Here is a 17,256-nt window from a genome sequence, read left to right as displayed (position 1 = left end):
GTGCGCCACCCTGTACAAGGCGAACGCCATGACCGAACACGACCACTCCGGCGCCGCGCCCGCGGCACCGGCCGGCAGCCCCGACGGCTTCCTGCTCACCCCGCCGCCCACCGCCACCACGATGCGCGTGCTCAAGCGCAACGGCTGCGACGAGGCCGTCGACCTCAACAAGATCGTCCGCGCCGTGCAGCGCTGCGCCGAGGGCCTGCACGCCGTCGACCCGATGCGCGTCGCCACGCGCACCATCTCCGGCCTGTACGACGGCGCCAGCACCCGCGAACTCGACGAACTGTCGATCCGCACCGCGGCCATGCTGACCGCGGAAGAGCCCGAGTACAGCCGCCTCGCCGCGCGCCTGCTGGCCGGCGTGATCGCCAAGGAGGTCGCCGGCCAGGAGATCCACGCGTTCTCGCAGTCGGTCGCACGCGGCCACGAACTCGGCCTGATCAACGCGCGCCTGCTCGGCTTCGTGCAGGCCAACGCGCGCAAGCTCAACGACGCGATCGATGCGTCGCTGGACCTGCGCTTCGACTACTTCGGCCTGCGCACGCTGTACGACCGCTACCTGCTGCGCCACCCGCACACGCGCAAGGTGGTCGAATCGCCGCAGCAGTTCTTCCTGCGCATCGCCTGCGCGCTCAGCGAGGACGTGCCCGAGGCACTGGCGCTGTACCGGCGCATGGGCCGCCTGGACTACCTGCCGTCGTCGCCCACGCTGTTCAACGCCGGCACCACCCACGAGCAGCTGTCGTCGTGCTTCCTGCTCGACTCGCCACGGGATTCGCTGGAGTCCATCTACCGCAGGTACGGCGAGATCGCGCAGCTCTCCAAGTTCAGCGGCGGCATCGGCGTGAGCTTCACGCGCGTGCGCTCGCGCGGTTCGCTGATCACGTCCACCAATGGCCATTCCAACGGCATCGTGCCGTGGCTGAAGACCCTGGATTCCTCGGTGGCGGCGGTCAACCAGGGCGGCAAGCGCAAGGGCGCGGCCTGCGTGTACCTGGAGCCGTGGCATGCCGACGTCGAGGAGTTCCTGGAACTGCGCGACAACACCGGCGACGACGCGCGGCGCACCCACAACCTCAACCTGGCGAACTGGATCCCGGACCTGTTCATGCGCCGCGTGGAGGCGGATGCCGACTGGTCACTGTTCGATCCGCGCGTGGTGCCCGACTTCACCGACCTCCATGGCGACGCGTTCGATCGCGCCTACGCGCAGGCCGAGGCCGACGGCAAGGCGGTGCGCACGCTGAAGGCGCGCGAGCTGTACGCGCGGATGATGCGCACGCTGGCGCAGACCGGCAACGGCTGGATGACGTTCAAGGACGCGTGCAACCGCGCCAGCAACCAGACCGCGCGGGCCGGCAACGTCATCCATCTGTCCAACCTGTGCACCGAGATCCTCGAGGTCACATCCGACAGCGAGACCGCGGTCTGCAACCTGGGTTCGATCAACCTTGCACACCACCTGGAGGCCGATGCCGGGCACGGCACGCGCTTCGATTTCGACAAGCTCGGCGAGACCGTTCGCCTCGCGGTGCGCCAGCTCGACCGGGTGATCGACCTCAACTTCTATCCGATCGACTCCGCGCGCAGCGGCAACCTGCGCTGGCGGCCGGTCGGGCTGGGCGTGATGGGCCTGCAGGACGTGTTCTTCCAGCTGCGCCTGCCGTTCGACGGCGACGAGGCGCGCACGCTGTCGGCGCGCATCGCCGAAGCGATCTATTTCCACGCGCTTGAAGCGTCCTGCGAGCTGGCGACCGAACGCGGCCGCCACCCGGCGTTCGCCGACACCCGCGCCGCTGCCGGCGAGCTGCAATTCGACGCCTGGGGCGTGACCCCGGCCGACACCGCGCGCTGGGACGCGCTGCGCGCGCGCATCCGCGAGCACGGCCTGCGCAACTCGCTGCTGATCGCCATCGCGCCCACCGCCACCATCGCCTCGATCGCCGGCTGCTACGAATGCGTGGAGCCGCAGGTGTCCAACCTGTTCAAGCGCGAGACGCTGTCCGGCGACTTCCTGCAGGTCAACCGCCACCTGGTGCTGGAACTCAAGAAGCTCGGCCTGTGGACGCCGGAGGTGCGCGACGCGATCAAGCGCGCCGAGGGTTCGGTGCAGGGCCTGGCGCAGGTACCGGAGGCGCTGCGCGCGATCTACCGCACCGCCTGGGAAGTGCCGATGCGCTCGCTGATCGACATGGCCGCCGACCGCGGCGCGTTCATCGACCAGTCCGCGTCGCTCAACCTGTTCATGGAAAGCCCGTCGATCGGCGCGATGTCGTCGATGTACATGCATGCCTGGAAGCGCGGCATCAAGACCACGTACTACCTGCGCTCGCGGCCGGCCACGAAGATCGCCAAGGCGACGCTGGCTGGCATGGACGCGGAGGCGCCGGCCCCGCGGGAGTACGCACCGGCCGAGGCGGTGGCCTGCTCGCTGGAGAACCCGGAGAGCTGCGAGGCCTGCCAGTAGGCCGTGCAGACGCGACTCCGCAAGCCCGCCCGTATCCCGAGGAACACCATGATGTCCACGCACCACCCCCGGCTGCTGCTCGACCCCGGCTTCGAACTTACCCTGCGGCCGATGCGCTACCCGCGCTTCTACGAGATGTACCGCGACGCGATCCGCAACACCTGGACGGTGGAGGAGGTCGACTTCTCGCTCGACACCACCGACCTCAAGACCAGGGTCGGCCCCGCCGAGCGCCATCTGATCGAGCGCCTGATCGCGTTCTTCGCGACCGGCGATTCCATCGTGTCCAACAACCTGGTGCTCAACCTCTACCAGCACATCAACGCGCCGGAAGCGCGGATGTACCTGTCCCGGCAGCTGTACGAAGAGGCGCTGCACGTGCAGTTCTACCTCACCCTGCTCGACACCTACCTGCCCGATCCCGCCGACCGCACGCGTGCCTTCGCCGCGGTCGAGCACATCCCCTCGATCCGCCGCAAGGCCGGATTCTGCTTCAAGTGGATCGACTCGCTGCAGGGCGTCACCCGCATCGAGACCCGCGCGCAGCGCCGCCAGTTCCTGCTCAACCTGGTGTGTTTCGCCGGCTGCATCGAGGGCCTGTTCTTCTTCGGCGCGTTCGCCTACGTGTACTACCTGCGCTCGCGCGGGCTGCTGCACGGCCTGGCCAGCGGAACCAACTGGGTATTCCGCGACGAGAGCTGCCACATGGCATTCGCGTTCGAGGTCATCCGCACCGCGCGCGAGGAGGAGCCGGACCTGGTCGACGACGCGTTCCGCGCGCAGGTGGTGGAAATGATGACCGAGGCGGTGGAGTGCGAGTACGCGTTCGCCGAGGACACGCTGTCGGGCGGCGTGGCCGGGCTGTCGCTGAAGGACATGCGCCAGTACCTGGAGTACTGCGCCGACCAGCGCATGGTCCAGCTGGGCATGCCGCGGCATTTCGGCGCGCGCAACCCGTTCGCGTTCATGGAGCTGCAGGACGTACAGGAACTGACCAACTTCTTCGAGCGGCGGGTCTCGGCCTACCAGGTAGGCGTGGAGGGCGAAGTGGCCTTCGACGAGGCGTTCTGACGGCTGCCGTCCGCCGGTTACCATCGGCGCACTGTCCGGGGAGAACGCGCCATGTCACGCAACGCCTGCATCCTGCTGTCGTCGTTCGTCCTCGCCGGCCTGGCGCTGCCGCTGCATGCCCGGGACGGGCAGCGCCCGGAAGTGGCCGCGGCCGCGTCGGAACTCGGCGCCAAGGTCGTGGCCTGGCGCCGCGACCTGCACCAGTACCCGGAGCTCGGCAACCGCGAGACGCGCACCGCGGCGCTGGTCGCCGAGCACCTGCGCGCACTCGGCCTGGAGCCTGTGACCGGCATCGCCACCACCGGCGTTACCGCCGTGCTCAAGGGCGGCAAGCCGGGGCCGCGCATCGCGCTGCGCGCCGACATGGACGCGCTGCCGGTGACCGAGACCAGCGGCCTGCCGTTCGCATCCAAGGCCACCTCGACCTACCGCGGCGAGACCGTCGGCGTGATGCACGCCTGCGGCCACGACGCCCACACCTCGGTGCTGATGGGCGTCGCCGAGGCGCTGGTGGCGATGCGCGACGACCTGCCGGGCGAGGTGCTGTTCGTGTTCCAGCCCGCCGAGGAAGGCCCGCCGGACGACGAGAAGGGCGGCGCGAAGGAGATGCTGGCGCAGGGTGTGTTCCGCGACTTCAAGCCGGATGCGGTATTCGGCCTGCATGTGTTCTCGACGCTGCAGGCCGGCAAGCTCGGCGTGCGCAGCGGGCCGACGATGGCCGCGTCCGACCGCTTCAACATCGTGGTCAAGGGCCGCCAGACGCACGGCTCCCGGCCGTGGGGCGGCGTGGACCCGATCGTCGCCGCGGCGGACATCATCGGCACCGCGCAGACCATCGTCAGCCGCCGCCAGGACATCTCCAGCCAGCCGTTGGTGGTCAGCTTCGGCGCCATCAAGGGCGGGATCCGCTACAACATCATTCCCGAGCAGGTGGAGCTGGTCGGCACCATCCGCACGTTCGACGACGGCATGCGCGCCGCGGTGTTCGCCGACCTGAAGAACGTCGCGGAAAAGGTGGCCGCCGCGCACGGCGCGACCGTCGAGGCCAACGTGCCCGACCAGGACGGCAACCCGGTGACCGCCAACGACGCGGCGCTGACCGCGCGCATGCGCCCGAGCCTCGCGAAGGTGGCCGGCCCGGGCAACCTGCTGGACATGCCGCTCAACATGGGCGCCGAGGATTTCTCGTTCTTCGCCCGCGAGGTGCCAGGCCTGCTCTTTTTCGTCGGCGCCACGCCCGTCGGGCAGGACCCGGCGACCGCGCCCAGCAACCACTCGCCGGCGTTCTTCCTCGACGAGTCCGCGCTCGACCTGGGAATGCGCGCGATGCTGCAGCTGACGCTGGACTACCTGCACGGCGACGGCGCGCCCACAAGCGGCGGCTGAGCGCAGGCGCGATAATGCGCCCATGACCACCGAACTCCCCCTCGGCCGCGAAGTCGCCTACCCGCGCGCCTACGACGCCTCGCTGCTGTTCCCGATCGCGCGCGACGCCGGCCGCGACACGCTCGGCATCGGCGCCGCCCTGCCGTTCGACGGCCACGACCGCTGGCAGGCCTACGAGCTCTCCTGGCTGGACGCGCGCGGCAAGCCGGCGGTGGCCACCGCGACCTTCCTGGTGCCGGCCGCGTCGCCGCGGCTGATCGAATCGAAGTCGCTCAAGCTGTACCTGAACTCCTTCAACGGCACGCGTTTCGCGGATGCCGCGGACGTGCGGGCGCGCATCGCCGCCGACCTCTCGGGCGCGGCCGGCGCCACGGTGGCGGTCGACTTCGGCCTGCCGCCGATGGCCGGCGTCGACGACGATGCAGGCAGCATCGACATCGACGGCGTGGACGTGGCCATCGACGCCTACGACCACCCGGCGCCCGAACTGCTCGCCTGCGACCCGGCGGCGGAAGTGGAGGAAACCCTGCGCTCGCAGCTGCTGAAGTCCAACTGCCCGGTCACCGGCCAGCCGGACTGGGCCAGCGTGCGCATCGCCTACCGCGGCCCGCGCATCGACCGCGCCGCGCTGCTGCACTACCTGGTGTCGTTCCGCGAGCACGCCGGGTTCCACGAGCAGTGCGTGGAGCAGGTGTTCGTGGACCTGATGGCGCAGTGCCGCCCGGAGTGGCTGTCGGTCGAAGCCCGCTACACGCGCCGCGGCGGCCTGGACATCAATCCCTGGCGGGCCACGCCGGGCCTGCCGCCGCCCGCGGCGCGGCGCGACGCACGCCAATAGCCGCGCGGTGCCGCGCGTCACTTGGCGCGCGCCTGGTCGCTCACGGTGACGCGATGTTTCCTTAACAAGGGCCGTGTGAACCTCCGCGCTGCAAGGCACAGGAGGCCAGCATGAGCAATCCGCAGAATCCCAACGATCCGGCATCGCTGTCGCTGCAATCCGACCGCAAGGCGGAAACCGGCAACAAGCCGGGCAAGGCCGACTTCTCCAATGTCCGCAGCGCGGTCGACAGCACCGAGGCGGCGGCGCCGCGCGGCGTCGATTTCGGCAATGTGCAGTCCTCGGTGTCCTCCACCGAGGACATGGCGGGCGCGACCAGCTACACGGTGCAGAAGGGCGACACGCTCTCGCACATCGCCAAGGCGCAATACGGCAAGGCCAGCCAGTGGCGGCGCATCTTCGATGCCAACCGCGACCAGCTCGACGATCCCGACCGCATCCAGCCGGGCCAGGTGCTGAAGATCCCCCCGGCCGAAGCCGACAGCTGACCCGCTCGACGTTCGCCCCCGCCCTGAACCCCATGGAGAACCACCACATGATGCGCACCCCGATCCATGCCGCACTGGCCGCGGCGCTGCTGGGCACCCTGGCCCTGGCCGGCTGCAAGAAGGACGAGCCCGCCGTCGTCACCCCGCCTCCGGCCGCGCCGGCCCCGACCCCCATGCCGGCTCCCGCCCCCGCAGCCGCGGTCAGCGTGACGTCGGTCGACCTCGGCACCGCGGTCGACGCCAACAACCGCGTCACAGCGCCGGCCACCACGTTCGCAAGAGGCGACACGATCCATGCCTCGGTGGCCACCACGTCGTCGGACCCGGCCATGCCACAGCGCGGCCAGCTGACTGCGCGCTGGTCGTTCGAGGATGGCCAGCTGGTCGACGAACTGAGCCGCGACTTCGACTTCACCGGCACCGGCAACACCGCGTTCCAGGTCAGCAAGCCGGATGGCTGGCCGGTGGGCCGCTACAAGGTGGAGATCCTGCTCAACGGTGCGGTCGTTCAGACGCGCGAGTACGAAGTGCGTTGATCGATACACCCGCGTGAAACAAGGCCCGGCCCTGCGCCGGGCCTTTTCGTTGGCGGGGCGGGAACAAACCGCGATCCAGCGTGGCGTGCAAGGGAGGCGCATGGTTTCCGGTTAGGCTTGCGACACCATCCCCTGGAGCACGCCGATGTCCATCCTCCGCAAGAGCAGCGCCCTGCTGCCGCTGCTGCTGCTCGCCGCCTGCGCCTCGGCCCAGCCCGCCGGCACCAGCCCCGGCGCACGGTCGGCCGGGGTGGGCGAACACGCGCCCGACCCGTTGCTCGATGCGGCGCTCGGCGGCAGCTGGCGTTCGCCCGCGAACGTCGCCCGCGACCAGTACCGCCACCCGCGCGAAACCCTCACCTTCTTCGGCATCGAAACCGGGCAGACCGTCATCGAGATCACGCCCGGCGCGGGCTGGTATGCCGAGATCCTCGCGCCCTGGCTCGCGGACGGCTACATCGCCGCGGTGGTCGATCCCGCCGCCCTGCCGGCGGGCTCCGGACGCACGTACCAGGACACCGCGCGTGGCCGGCTCGAGGCGCGCTTCGCGGCCGCGCCCGCACAGTTCTCGCGTGCCCGCATCGTGGCCTACGATCCCGCCGCGCCGGTGCTGGGCGCCCCGGGTTCGGCCGACGCGGTGCTGACCTTCCGCAACGTGCACAACTGGCGCAGCGCGGGCCAGGCCGAAGGCATGTTCAAGGCCTTCCATGCGGTGCTGAAGCCGGGCGGCGTGCTGGGCGTGGTCGAGCACCGCGCGCGCGCCGACGTCCCCGCCGACGACAAGTCCGGTTATGTCGGGCAGGCGCAGGTGATCGCGATGGCCGAAGCCGCCGGGTTCCGCCTCGACGCCTCCAGCGAGATCAACGCCAATCCGCGCGACGACCGCGATCATCCCAACGGCGTCTGGACGCTGCCGCCGACCAACCGCCACGACGCCGAGGACCGCCAGGAGTACCAGGCGATCGGCGAAAGCGACCGGATGACCCTGCGCTTCGTGAAGTAGTGCTGGTCGCGTTCAACAAGCCGCACGGCGTGCTGTGCCAGTTCACCGACCGCAGCGCGCCGCCGCGGCCGACGCTGGCCGGCTTCGGGCTGCCGGCGGCGGTGTACCCCGCCGGCCGACTCGACCATGACAGCGAAGGCCTGCTGCTGCTGACCGATGACGGCGCGCTCGCGCACCGCATCACCGACCCGCGGCACAAGCTTGCCAAGACCTACCTGGTGCAGGTCGAGGGCGCGCCGTCGCCCGCGCAGCTGGATGCCCTGCGTACAGGCGTGACCCTCAACGACGGACCGACGCGCCCGGCGCGCGCGCGCCTGCTCGACACGCCCCCGGCGCTCTGGCCGCGCGACCCGCCGGTGCGCGTGCGCAAGACCGTGCCGGATGCGTGGCTGGAACTGGAGATCCGCGAAGGCCGCAATCGCCAGGTGCGGCGCATGACCGCAGCGGTCGGGCTGCCCACCTTGCGCCTGGTGCGGATCGCGATTGGCGGGTGTGCGCTGGATGGCATCGCGCCTGGCGCCTGGCGCGAGATCCCGATGGCGACGCCGTTCGGCTGAACGGTTCAGGGCGCGCATCGGCGACGCCATGCCATGCACCGTGGTGCTTGCAGCGCCCCCCGGTGATTCTGCTACCTTCACCATCCGCAGCGTATTCACGCCGCCGGATGGCAACCCAGGCACGGAAGGTCATGGCATCAGGCATCACCGCACAGGGCCGCGTGCTGGTCGTGGACGACCAGCAGGCCAACCTCCGCGTCGTCAGTGCGCTGCTGGCACGCCACGGCTACGACGTCGCCGTGGCCGACAACGGGCCGGCCGCGCTGGCCATGGTCGAGGCGCAGGTGCCCGACCTGATCCTGCTGGACATGATGATGCCGGGCATGGACGGGTTCGGGGTGATGGCCGAGATCCGCGAGCGCGCGATGCTGCGCGTGCCCGTCGTGTTCCTGACCGCCGCCCAGGACCGTGAGCTGCTGCTGCGCGCATTCGGCGCCGGCGCGGTGGACTACGTGACCAAGCCGTTCATTCCCGAGGAGCTGATGGCGCGCGTCAACGCGCACGTCGGCCTGAAGCTGGCCCGCGACCGCCTCGAACGCGTGGCACGCGAACGACAGGAGCTGGTCAACCTGGTCGCGCATGACCTGAAGAACCCGCTGTCCAGCGTCGTGTTCGCCAGCGACATGCTGCTCGCCGACAGCGTGCGCGCCGAGCGCGTGCCGCGTTACCTGCAGATGATCCGCGACAGCGCGGAAGACGGGCTGGGCTATATCCGCCGCTACCTGGAAACGCAGGCGCAGGCGCGCCGGCAGGACTCGCAGGTGGACGCGCGCGCGTCTCTCGGCGAGGTGGTGGACTGGATCATGGGCCGCTACAGCCTGCAGTTCGAAGACCGTGGCTGCCGGCTGCAGGCGGCGCCCGTCGGACCGGCGGTGGTGGCGATGGACGCCGTGGTGCTGCGCCAGGTCGCCGAGAACCTGATCAGCAACGCGATGAAGTATGCGCCGGGCAGTGACGTGGAACTCTCCGCGCCGGCCAGCGCGCCGGGCTACTGGCAGCTGCGCGTGGAGGACCGCGGCCCGGGTATTCCGGGCCATCGCCAGCGCGAGCTGTTCCGGCCATTCGTGCGCCTGGCCAACGACGACCCGGCGATCGCCGGCGCCTCGAGCGGGCTTGGCCTGTCGCTGGCGCAGCAGATCGTCAGTGGCGCCGGCGGGCAACTCTGGTACGAAGACCGCGAGGGTGGCGGCGCGTGCTTCGTGATCGAACTGCCGGAAGCCGCCGCCCTCTGATCGTGCGGTGAGGCCTCAGTCGCCGTCGGCACCGCTGGCGGCGACCACCCCATCCTGGGCGGACGCGCGCTTGCGCGGCACACCACGGCGGGCTTCGATACGCCGCGACTTGCCTTCGATGGCGGCCTCGGCTTCTGCCTTCCTGCGGTGCCTGCGCACCGCGTACAGCACCAGGCCGATGCCTGCGGCTGCGGCGGCGACCGCCACCGGGTTGCGACGCACGACCTGGCCCACCACGCGGGTGCCGGTCCGTGCGACGCCGATCGCGGCGCCGGTCTGCAGCCACTTGCCGGCACCGGCCGGCACGACGTTGCGGAGCCCGTCGCCGAGCTGGCCGACCAGCTCCATGGCCTTGTCGGGGAAGGTGTCGCGGAGATGCTGGCGCTTGCGCATGCGGGGGCCTCTTGGCGTAGTTCGCCGGAGTGGTCCGGCGGCGTGACAGGATGCAACAAGTCTGTTGCCGCGCGCGTCGCGCCGGCGTGATCGGAACAACGTTGATTCAGCCTTGTCGGGGCCGCGCGCGGTGGGTGGGCGTGGCGTTCCACGGATCCTCGGGCCACGGATGCCGCGGGTAACGGCCCTTCATTTCGCGACGCACTTCCGGCCAGGTGCGATCCCAGAAGCCGCGCAGGTCGCCGGTCACCTGCAGCGGGCGTCCGGCCGGCGACAACAGGTGCAGCAGCAGCGGCACGCGGCCGTCGACGATGCGCGGCGTATCCGCCAGCCCGAACAGTTCCTGCAGCTTCACTGCCAGCACCGGTGCCTGCGGCGTGCCGTCGTCGTCGACCGCGTACTCGATCGCGCGCGCCTGTCCCGACGGCACCACGATGCGCGTCGGGGCGAGCGCCTCGAGGCGCTGCTGCGCGGGCCAGTCGAGCAGGCTGCGCAGCGCGCCCGCGAACTCCTCCGTGCCGAGCGCATCGAGCCTGGACTTGCCGGCGAACGCCGGCCGCAGCCAGGTATCCAGGCTCGCGAGCAGTGCTTCATCGCGGAGATCGGGCAGGCCGGAACCGGGCAGTTCGAATTGGCGCTGCCAGGCGCCGAGCGCGCGCACCCGCGCTCGCCACTGTTGCAACCCGGGGCTCCAGGGCAGGGCGTCGAGGCCGAGCGCGCGCACCGCATCGGTCAGCGCCTGCGCGGCGGCCGCGGGATCGACGCGACCGGTCACGCGGCTGTCGAGCACGATGCCGTCGAAGCGGCGCACGCGCTCGCCGACCAGCGCCAGGCGCGCCGGATCCCAGCGGGTTTCGTCGCGGTCGCTGAAGCGCGCGGCGAAATCGCGCCGCAGCAGCGCCTCGTCGACCGGGGCAGCCAGCAGCAGCAGCGCATCGCGCGCCTCGAAGCGCAGCTCGCTGGCGACCAGCCACGGCTCGCCGACCAGCGCGCTGTCGTCGGCAAGCCGCGCCATGCGCCCGTTGGCCAGCTGGTAGCGGCGCAGGTCAGTGCCGTGGCGCGCCGCGACGCGATCGGGAAACGCGTGTGCGAGCAGGTCGCCGAGCGCGTGCGCGGGCACGTCGCGCGGGGCTGCGGCATCGCAGCGCAGGCGCCGGCGCCACTGCTTGGCCGCGGCATCGATCGCGGCCAGCGCGCCGCGGTTGGCGTCGGCCGGCACGCGGCGCTCGCGGAACGCGGCCAGTGCACGCCAGCGCGCCGCGATCGCATCGCTGCGCGCGCGCAGCGGGTCGCGCGCCTCGACCAGCGCCGCCAGGTCGCAGGCCAGCGCGCGCGCCGCCGGGTCGGGCGCGGCCAGCAGCATTGCCGCCAGCCGCGGATGCGTGCCGAGGGCGATCATGCGCCGCCCGGCGGACGTGATCGCATCGCCCTCCAGCGCACCGAGCCGGCGCAGCAGGTCGCGCGCCGCCGCCATCGCGCCGCTCGGCGGCGGGTCGACGAAGCGCAGCGCGTCGCTGCCCCAGGCGGCCAGCTCCAGCGCCAGCGCGGCCAGTTCGACCTGCGCGATCTCCGGGCGGCGCTGCCCTTCCAGGCGCAGCGATTCCGGCCACAGCCGGTACGCCCAGCCCTCGGCCACGCGCCCCGCGCGGCCCGCGCGCTGGTCGGCCGAGGCCTGCGCGATGCGCACCACGTCGAGCCGGCTGAAGCCGCTGTTGGGGTCGTAGCGCGGCTCGCGCGCCTGCCCGCTGTCCACCACCACGCGCACGCCGGGCAGGGTGACGCTGGACTCGGCGATGTTGGTCGCCAGCACCACCCGGCGCCGGCCGTCGGTCGACGGGCGCAGCAGCCGCGCCTGCTCCTCGACCGCGAGTTCGCCGTGCAGCGCCAGCACCTCGGCACCGGCCGCCGCGACCGCGGTGCCTGATTCCAGCGCCGCCGCACAGCGCGCGATCTCGCGGCGCCCGGGCAGGAACGCCAGCACGTCGCCGGGGTGGCGCTCGAGTGCGTGCTCGATGGCGCGCCGCGCGTGGTGTTCGAGCACCTCGTCGCGCCGCGCCGGGAAATGCGCGATGTCCACGCGGTAGCTGCGCCCGGCACTGGACAGTCGCGGCGCGTCGAGGAACGCCGCCAGCCGCTCGCCGTCGAGCGTCGCCGACATCACCACGATGCGCAGGTCCTCGCGCAGCCCCGCCTGCACGTCGAGCGCCAGCGCCAGGCCGAGATCGGCGGCGAGGTGGCGCTCGTGGAATTCGTCGAACAGCAGCGCGCCGACGCCGGCCAGCATCGGATCGTCCTGCAGCATCCGCGTGAGGATGCCCTCGGTGACCACTTCGACCCGCGTCGCCGCCGACACCCGGTTCTCGAAGCGGATGCGATAGCCGACGGTCTGCCCGACCTCCTCGCCCAGCGACGCCGCCATGAACGTCGCCGCCGCGCGCGCCGCGACACGCCGCGGCTCCAGCATCACGATGCGCTGCCCGGCGAGCCACGGCGCATCGAGCAGCGCCAACGGCACGCGCGTGGTCTTGCCCGCGCCCGGCGGCGCCTCGAGCACCAGCCGCGCATGCTCCGCCAGGCTTGTGCGTATCGCCGGCAGCAGCTCATCGATGGGAAACGAAGCCTTGTCCACCCGCAAAGGATAGGGCCTGCCGCGCTCGGCCATCACGCAATTCGCCTCGCCTACAATGCCGTCATGCAACTGATCGACATCGGCGCCAACCTCACCCACGACAGCTTCGACCACGATCGCGACCAGGTCATGGCGCGCGCCCGCGCCGCCGGCGTCGTGCAGATGATCGTCACCGGCGCCAGCCGCGAACACTCGCCGATGGCGCTCGAACTCGCCCGCGCCCACCCCGGCGAACTGTTCGCCACCGCCGGCGTGCATCCGCACCACGCCAGCGACTACACCGCCGAGTGCGACGCCGAGATGCGCGCGCTCATCGCGCATCCCGAAGTGGTGGCCGTGGGCGAAACCGGCCTCGACTATTTCCGCGACTTCTCGCCGCGCCCCGCCCAGCGCAAGGCCTTCGAGCGCCAGCTGGAGATCGCGGTGGACACCGGCAAGCCGCTGTTCCTGCACCAGCGCGACGCGCACGCCGATTTCGTCGCGATCATGAAAGAGTTCGAGGGCCGCATCGGTCCCGCGGTCGTGCACTGCTTCACCGGCACGCGCGCGGAGCTCTTCGACTGCATCGACCGCGACTGGCACATCGGCATCACCGGCTGGCTGTGCGACGAACGCCGCGGCCAGCACCTGCGCGAGATCGTCGCCAACATCCCCGCAAACCGGCTGATGGTCGAGACCGACGCGCCGTACCTGCTGCCGCGCTCGCTCAAGCCGATGCCGAAGGACCGCCGCAACGAGCCGATGCACCTGCCGCATATCGTCGAGGAACTCGCGCGCGACCGCGGCGAGGACGTGGCATCGGCCGCGGCCAACGCCACCGCGACCACGCGCGCGTTCTTCCGGCTGCCCACGTCCGGCTGAACCAAGGCGGCTGCGTATTGGCCGCATGTCCGCACTTCATGCGTCGCGGCCGTCGCGATCCGCACTGGCTGGCGTGGGCCGCCTTTCGCGTCTGACACGACGCACGCTGATCCGGCAAGGCGCCGGCGCCGCTTGGCGCCGGCGCCATCACCGGGCCTGCAGTGGGTGGTGACTCAGCGCTTCACCAGTTCGACGCGGCGGTTCCTGGCCTTGCCTTCCTCGGTCGCGTTGTCGGCCACCGGCTGCGCCTGGCCGTGGCCCTTCGCCTGCAGGCGCTCGGCGGCGATGCCCTGCGTCGTCAGCGCGGCAACCACCGCTTTCGCGCGTGCCTCGGACAGGCGCTGGTTGTCCGCGGCGTCGCCGCTGGCGTCGGTATGGCCGTCGATCGACAGGCGCAGCGCCGGGTCGTCGCGCAGCAGCTGCAGAACCTGGTCCACCTGCGGCTGCGAAGCAGGGAGGATGTCGGCCTTGTCCACGGCGAAGTTCACCTGGATCGCCACCCGGCCGTCGGCATCGATCTTCGCGCGCAGCGCGTCGGCCGGCAGCAGCGCCGACGTCGGCACCAGTGCGCGCTCGCGCAGCACGATCAGGCCGGAGAAGTGGCGGCCGGAGCACGCGCGCACCCACACGTTGCCGTCGTCGCGGCGCAGCACGTACACATCGACCGGGTGCATCACCAGGCACTTGGCCTCGGGCGGGTAGTCGCGCATCACGGCCTGGATCGCCTTGTCCTGGCGCGCGTCGGACGGCTCCTCGCCGCTGTACACCTTCACTCCGCCCGCTGCCGTCACCGCGTGCTCGATGTTGCGCGCGATCTCGGTGGCGGAGAAATCCTTGCCCGCATCCCGCGCCACGCGCATGCCGAGCGCATGCACCTGGCCCTCGACCGTCTCGAAGCGGTCGCCGACCCAGAACGCGGCTTCGCCATGCTCCAGGCGTCGACCCTGGCGCGGCGTTTCGCTGTAACCGTCGGGAATGGAGAAGTAGGGGAGCGCACCGAGCTCGGCGGTCGACGCCGGCAGCGCGGCGATGTCGAAGCCGGCGGCAACGGCATCCGCCACATCGACCGGGGGCAGGTCCGCGCTGGTGGCGGAGTCGGCGGTCCCGCTGATGGCCAGGCTGTCGCCGGCAGCCGTGGCCTGCGCCTGCTGCTGCGCGGCATCGCCGGCGGCGGCGGTGGAGCGATCGCACGCGGTCGCGGACAACGCGAGCATCGCGAACAGCAACGTGGTGCGGGTGGTGCGGCTGGTTCCCTTCATGGCGATCTCCGTGGTCTGGTCATGCCTCGCGCGGCAGCGGGCAAGCTACCAGATCATGGAGACCGCCTTCGGCTGTCAGTCCGGGCGGCGGGTGTTGATCGCAACCAGGTCCAGCCGGCGCGGGGCGGGGTCATCGCGCGCCACCAGCTGCACCTGCTCGATGCCGGGCTCCTGGCAGGAGCGGCCGATTTCGGCCATCAGGCGCAGGCGCGTGTCGTAGACCTGGCTGAAGTTGTGCTGTCCCGTCCATTCACCGACCTCGCGCTGGGTGGGCAGGACGCGATGCTCGCAATCGGCCACGTAGAGGACGGCTTCGGCCTGGACCGCCGGCAGCGACTGGATCGACTCCTGCGCAGCGGCCGGGGCGATGAAGGCGGCCAGGGCCAGGGCGATGCTGGTGCGGACGTTCATGGTGCTTCTCCAGGGCGAACATGCCGGGCGATTCCCGGTGCCAGCAAGGCTCCCGCGACGGATCCCGCAAGTCTTGAGGGGCTCGCCCGGGCTTGCTGAGGCAATCGTTTGCAATGCTTGGGGAATGCTTGGGGACCGCTCCGGCCGGCGTTTTCCGTATCCCTGTATGCGGCCGCCCGCGAATGGTGCGCATTGGACCGATCCGACCCGATCCCGCTGGCGTTCGACGATGTGGTGATCGACTTCGCCGGTCGTCGCCTGTTGCGCGGTGGCCGGCCGCAGGCGCTGGAACCCAAGGCCTTCGACGTGCTAGCCCTGCTCGCGCAGGCGCCCGGCCGGGTGTTCACGCGCGACGAGATCCTCGATGCGGTCTGGGGCCACCGCTATGTCACTCCAGGCGTGTTGAATCGGGTGGTGACCCTGCTGCGGCATGCGCTGGGCGAAGACGCGCACGCGCCGCATTACCTGCATACCTTGCATGGCGTCGGCTATCGCTTCGATCCCGGCGCTCGCGCAGCACCCCCGCGGCCGCCCGGTGCGCCCGGTGCGCCCTGGCGCAGGCTTGGCTGGCTGCTGCTGCCGCTACTTGCTCTGATGCTGGCCGCTGCGTGGTATTTGCGGCCGCGTGCGGAACCCGTGGCGGCAATGCCCGTGTCGTCCGCGGCGAGGCCTGCGCCAATGCCCGTCCTGGTGGTGATGCCGCTCAAGCCGATCGGCCTGGGCGAGGGCGTGCGCATTCTTGCCGATGGCCTGAGCGAGGAAATGATCGGCAGCCTGGCCCGGATCGACGGTTTGCGCGTGATCGCGCGCGAGTCGACCCGGCTGGCCGCGGCCGAAACCCGCGATCCCGCACAGCTGGCGCAACGGCTGGACGTCACCCATTCGCTTGAAGGCAGCCTGCAGCAGGACGGGCAGTCGCTGCGCATCCGCCTGCGCCTGGTCGACGCCGGCAGCGGCAGCGCGCTCTGGACGCGCGATTTCGATCGCCACGCCAATGAAGTGCTGCCGCTGCAGCGGGAGATCGGCGAGGCGGTGGCCGCCGCATTGACGCTGAAGCTGGGCCTGGCGGGCACGCCCAGGGAGAGCGGCGATGCGGAATTCCTGCGCCGCTCCCTGGCGGCCCGCAGGTTGCTGGCGTCGGGCAGCTTCTGGTTGCCGCTCGAAGATGCCGAGCGGGCGGAATCCGAGTTCCGCGCACTGCTGCGCGAGCGCGAGGAGGACGCCCACTCGCACGCCGGCCTGGCGATGGCGCTGACCATCCGTGAAATACGCACGCCTGCGCTGGCATCGGCCCTTCGCGCGGAAGTGCTGCACGAAGCGGGCATCGCCCGGCGGCTGGATCCGTCGCTGCCCGAGCCCTACGTGCTGCTGGCCCGCGACGCCTGCGCCAGGGACGCGTGGGAACGTTGCCTGGCCTTGCAGGCCGAGGCGGCACGGGTGGCGCCCAGTGATGTCCGGACCGTGGTCGGATACCAGTTTATCCTGGCGCGGCTCGGCTACCTGGATCGCGCCGAGGCGGCAGCCCGCGAACTTGCCGTGCGCGACCCGATCAACACCAGCCCGCGTTTCATCCTCGGCCGTCTTCTCGACACCCGGGGCCGGCATGACGAAGCCCGTGCTGAACTCGAGAAAGCCGGGGCAGGTGGCGCCTATGCACGCTGGTTCAACGCCGTCTGGCGTCGCGACCATGCGCAGGCACTGCGCATCGCGACCACGCAGATCGGCGCACCGGACAATGACGATCCCAATGCCGCGCTGCTCGTGCCCGGCTATGTCGCGGTCTCCCACGCGCTGATCGACCCGGAGCGGTGGCCGCAGGCGCTGGCCGAGTTCGACACGTACGAACGCAACGCCGTCTTCTGGAATTTTTCCCGCGTCCTGGCGCCCGACGCCCCTGCGCATGCGCCCGAGTTCATCGCCAGGCTCAACGAGATGCGGCGCCGCAACTATTCGAGCTGGGATCTGCTGCTATGGACGAAGGACCTGGCCTGGCTGCGCCGCGACCCGGCGTTCCAGGACTACCTGCGCGACACCGGCATCCTTGCCTACTGGCGCAGGCACGGCTTCCCGCAGCAGTGCCGCCCGGTGGGAGAAGGCGCCGCCTGCGCCTGAACGGTGC

15 protein-coding genes are annotated in these 17,256 nt (G+C 71.1%); 11 read left to right on the top strand and 4 right to left on the bottom strand.

The features are described 5' to 3' along the window. The first annotated feature begins 28 nt into the window (after positions 1-28). From JHB91_RS10150 to JHB91_RS10110, 9 genes are all read left to right on the top strand, one after another. Positions 29-2,473 (top strand): ribonucleoside-diphosphate reductase subunit alpha, encoded by a 2,445-nt coding sequence (locus JHB91_RS10150; protein WP_199472777.1) that lies wholly within the window; start codon positions 29-31, stop codon positions 2,471-2,473. Between the two features lie 51 nt (positions 2,474-2,524). Further along, positions 2,525-3,544, top strand: a complete 1,020-nt coding sequence (locus JHB91_RS10145; RefSeq protein ID WP_199472776.1) for a ribonucleotide-diphosphate reductase subunit beta — start codon at positions 2,525-2,527, stop codon at positions 3,542-3,544. Positions 3,545-3,595: 51 nt separating this feature from the next. Further along, on the top strand, positions 3,596-4,930 hold the full coding sequence (locus JHB91_RS10140) for an amidohydrolase (protein WP_199472775.1): 1,335 nt from the start codon (positions 3,596-3,598) through the stop codon (positions 4,928-4,930). Between the two features lie 22 nt (positions 4,931-4,952). Then, positions 4,953-5,768 (top strand): NADPH-dependent 7-cyano-7-deazaguanine reductase QueF, encoded by an 816-nt coding sequence (gene queF, locus JHB91_RS10135; protein WP_199472774.1) that lies wholly within the window; start codon positions 4,953-4,955, stop codon positions 5,766-5,768. Between the two features lie 110 nt (positions 5,769-5,878). Then, the gene (locus tag JHB91_RS10130; RefSeq protein ID WP_199472773.1) at positions 5,879-6,256 is read left to right on the top strand and encodes a LysM peptidoglycan-binding domain-containing protein; all 378 of its coding nucleotides are present in this window, start codon (positions 5,879-5,881) and stop codon (positions 6,254-6,256) included. 47 nt (positions 6,257-6,303) lie between these two features. After that, entirely contained in the window at positions 6,304-6,792 is a 489-nt protein-coding gene (locus JHB91_RS10125; protein ID WP_199472772.1) for a hypothetical protein, read from the top strand. Between the two features lie 145 nt (positions 6,793-6,937). Continuing rightward, positions 6,938-7,795, top strand: coding sequence for a class I SAM-dependent methyltransferase (locus tag JHB91_RS10120; RefSeq protein WP_199472771.1), 858 nt, complete (start codon positions 6,938-6,940; stop codon positions 7,793-7,795). Next, the gene (locus tag JHB91_RS10115; RefSeq protein WP_199472770.1) at positions 7,795-8,352 is read left to right on the top strand and encodes a pseudouridine synthase; all 558 of its coding nucleotides are present in this window, start codon (positions 7,795-7,797) and stop codon (positions 8,350-8,352) included. The genes JHB91_RS10120 and JHB91_RS10115 overlap by 1 nt, the downstream gene beginning before the upstream one ends. Before the next feature lie 131 nt (positions 8,353-8,483). After that, the gene (locus JHB91_RS10110; protein ID WP_199472769.1) at positions 8,484-9,584 is read left to right on the top strand and encodes a hybrid sensor histidine kinase/response regulator; all 1,101 of its coding nucleotides are present in this window, start codon (positions 8,484-8,486) and stop codon (positions 9,582-9,584) included. Positions 9,585-9,599: 15 nt separating this feature from the next. Here the strand turns inward: JHB91_RS10110 and JHB91_RS10105 are convergent, their stop codons facing one another. Next, entirely contained in the window at positions 9,600-9,977 is a 378-nt protein-coding gene (locus tag JHB91_RS10105; RefSeq protein ID WP_199374193.1) for a hypothetical protein, read from the bottom strand. 106 nt (positions 9,978-10,083) lie between these two features. Continuing rightward, on the bottom strand, positions 10,084-12,639 hold the full coding sequence (gene hrpB / locus JHB91_RS10100; protein ID WP_199472768.1) for an ATP-dependent helicase HrpB: 2,556 nt from the start codon (positions 12,637-12,639) through the stop codon (positions 10,084-10,086). Between the two features lie 30 nt (positions 12,640-12,669). Between hrpB and JHB91_RS10095 the strand changes: the two genes are divergently transcribed. After that, positions 12,670-13,467, top strand: a complete 798-nt coding sequence (locus JHB91_RS10095) for a TatD family hydrolase (RefSeq protein WP_199472767.1) — start codon at positions 12,670-12,672, stop codon at positions 13,465-13,467. 173 nt (positions 13,468-13,640) lie between these two features. On the opposite strand, the gene JHB91_RS10090 is transcribed toward JHB91_RS10095, so the two are convergent. Both JHB91_RS10090 and JHB91_RS10085 read right to left on the bottom strand, forming a co-directional pair. After that, positions 13,641-14,726, bottom strand: a complete 1,086-nt coding sequence (locus JHB91_RS10090) for an OmpA family protein (protein ID WP_199472766.1) — start codon at positions 14,724-14,726, stop codon at positions 13,641-13,643. Positions 14,727-14,801: 75 nt separating this feature from the next. Next, on the bottom strand, positions 14,802-15,137 hold the full coding sequence (locus tag JHB91_RS10085) for a hypothetical protein (RefSeq protein WP_199374202.1): 336 nt from the start codon (positions 15,135-15,137) through the stop codon (positions 14,802-14,804). Between the two features lie 192 nt (positions 15,138-15,329). Here JHB91_RS10085 and JHB91_RS10080 point away from each other — a divergent pair, with 192 nt between their 5' ends. Next, positions 15,330-17,249, top strand: coding sequence for a winged helix-turn-helix domain-containing protein (locus tag JHB91_RS10080; RefSeq protein ID WP_199472765.1), 1,920 nt, complete (start codon positions 15,330-15,332; stop codon positions 17,247-17,249). The last annotated feature ends 7 nt before the right edge of the window (positions 17,250-17,256 follow it).

It is taken from the genome of Luteimonas sp. MC1828 (assembly GCF_016461615.1).
Lineage (GTDB): Bacteria > Pseudomonadota > Gammaproteobacteria > Xanthomonadales > Xanthomonadaceae > Luteimonas.
Note: the sequence above shows the minus strand (reverse complement) of the source record. Positions and strands in the feature narration are given on the sequence as shown.

Excerpts from the sequence above, each read along its gene's own strand:
- JHB91_RS10150 (WP_199472777.1), top strand. The coding sequence starts at position 29 with ATGACCGAACACGACCACTCCGGCGCCGCGCCCGCGGCACCGGCCGGC.
- JHB91_RS10145 (WP_199472776.1), top strand. The coding sequence starts at position 2,525 with ATGTCCACGCACCACCCCCGGCTGCTGCTCGACCCCGGCTTCGAACTT.
- JHB91_RS10140 (WP_199472775.1), top strand. The coding sequence starts at position 3,596 with ATGTCACGCAACGCCTGCATCCTGCTGTCGTCGTTCGTCCTCGCCGGC.
- queF (WP_199472774.1), top strand. The coding sequence starts at position 4,953 with ATGACCACCGAACTCCCCCTCGGCCGCGAAGTCGCCTACCCGCGCGCC.
- JHB91_RS10130 (WP_199472773.1), top strand. The coding sequence starts at position 5,879 with ATGAGCAATCCGCAGAATCCCAACGATCCGGCATCGCTGTCGCTGCAA.
- JHB91_RS10125 (WP_199472772.1), top strand. The coding sequence starts at position 6,304 with ATGATGCGCACCCCGATCCATGCCGCACTGGCCGCGGCGCTGCTGGGC.
- JHB91_RS10120 (WP_199472771.1), top strand. The coding sequence starts at position 6,938 with ATGTCCATCCTCCGCAAGAGCAGCGCCCTGCTGCCGCTGCTGCTGCTC.
- JHB91_RS10110 (WP_199472769.1), top strand. The coding sequence starts at position 8,484 with ATGGCATCAGGCATCACCGCACAGGGCCGCGTGCTGGTCGTGGACGAC.
- JHB91_RS10105 (WP_199374193.1), bottom strand. The coding sequence starts at position 9,977 with ATGCGCAAGCGCCAGCATCTCCGCGACACCTTCCCCGACAAGGCCATG.
- hrpB (WP_199472768.1), bottom strand. The coding sequence starts at position 12,639 with ATGGCCGAGCGCGGCAGGCCCTATCCTTTGCGGGTGGACAAGGCTTCG.
- JHB91_RS10095 (WP_199472767.1), top strand. The coding sequence starts at position 12,670 with ATGCAACTGATCGACATCGGCGCCAACCTCACCCACGACAGCTTCGAC.
- JHB91_RS10090 (WP_199472766.1), bottom strand. The coding sequence starts at position 14,726 with ATGAAGGGAACCAGCCGCACCACCCGCACCACGTTGCTGTTCGCGATG.
- JHB91_RS10085 (WP_199374202.1), bottom strand. The coding sequence starts at position 15,137 with ATGAACGTCCGCACCAGCATCGCCCTGGCCCTGGCCGCCTTCATCGCC.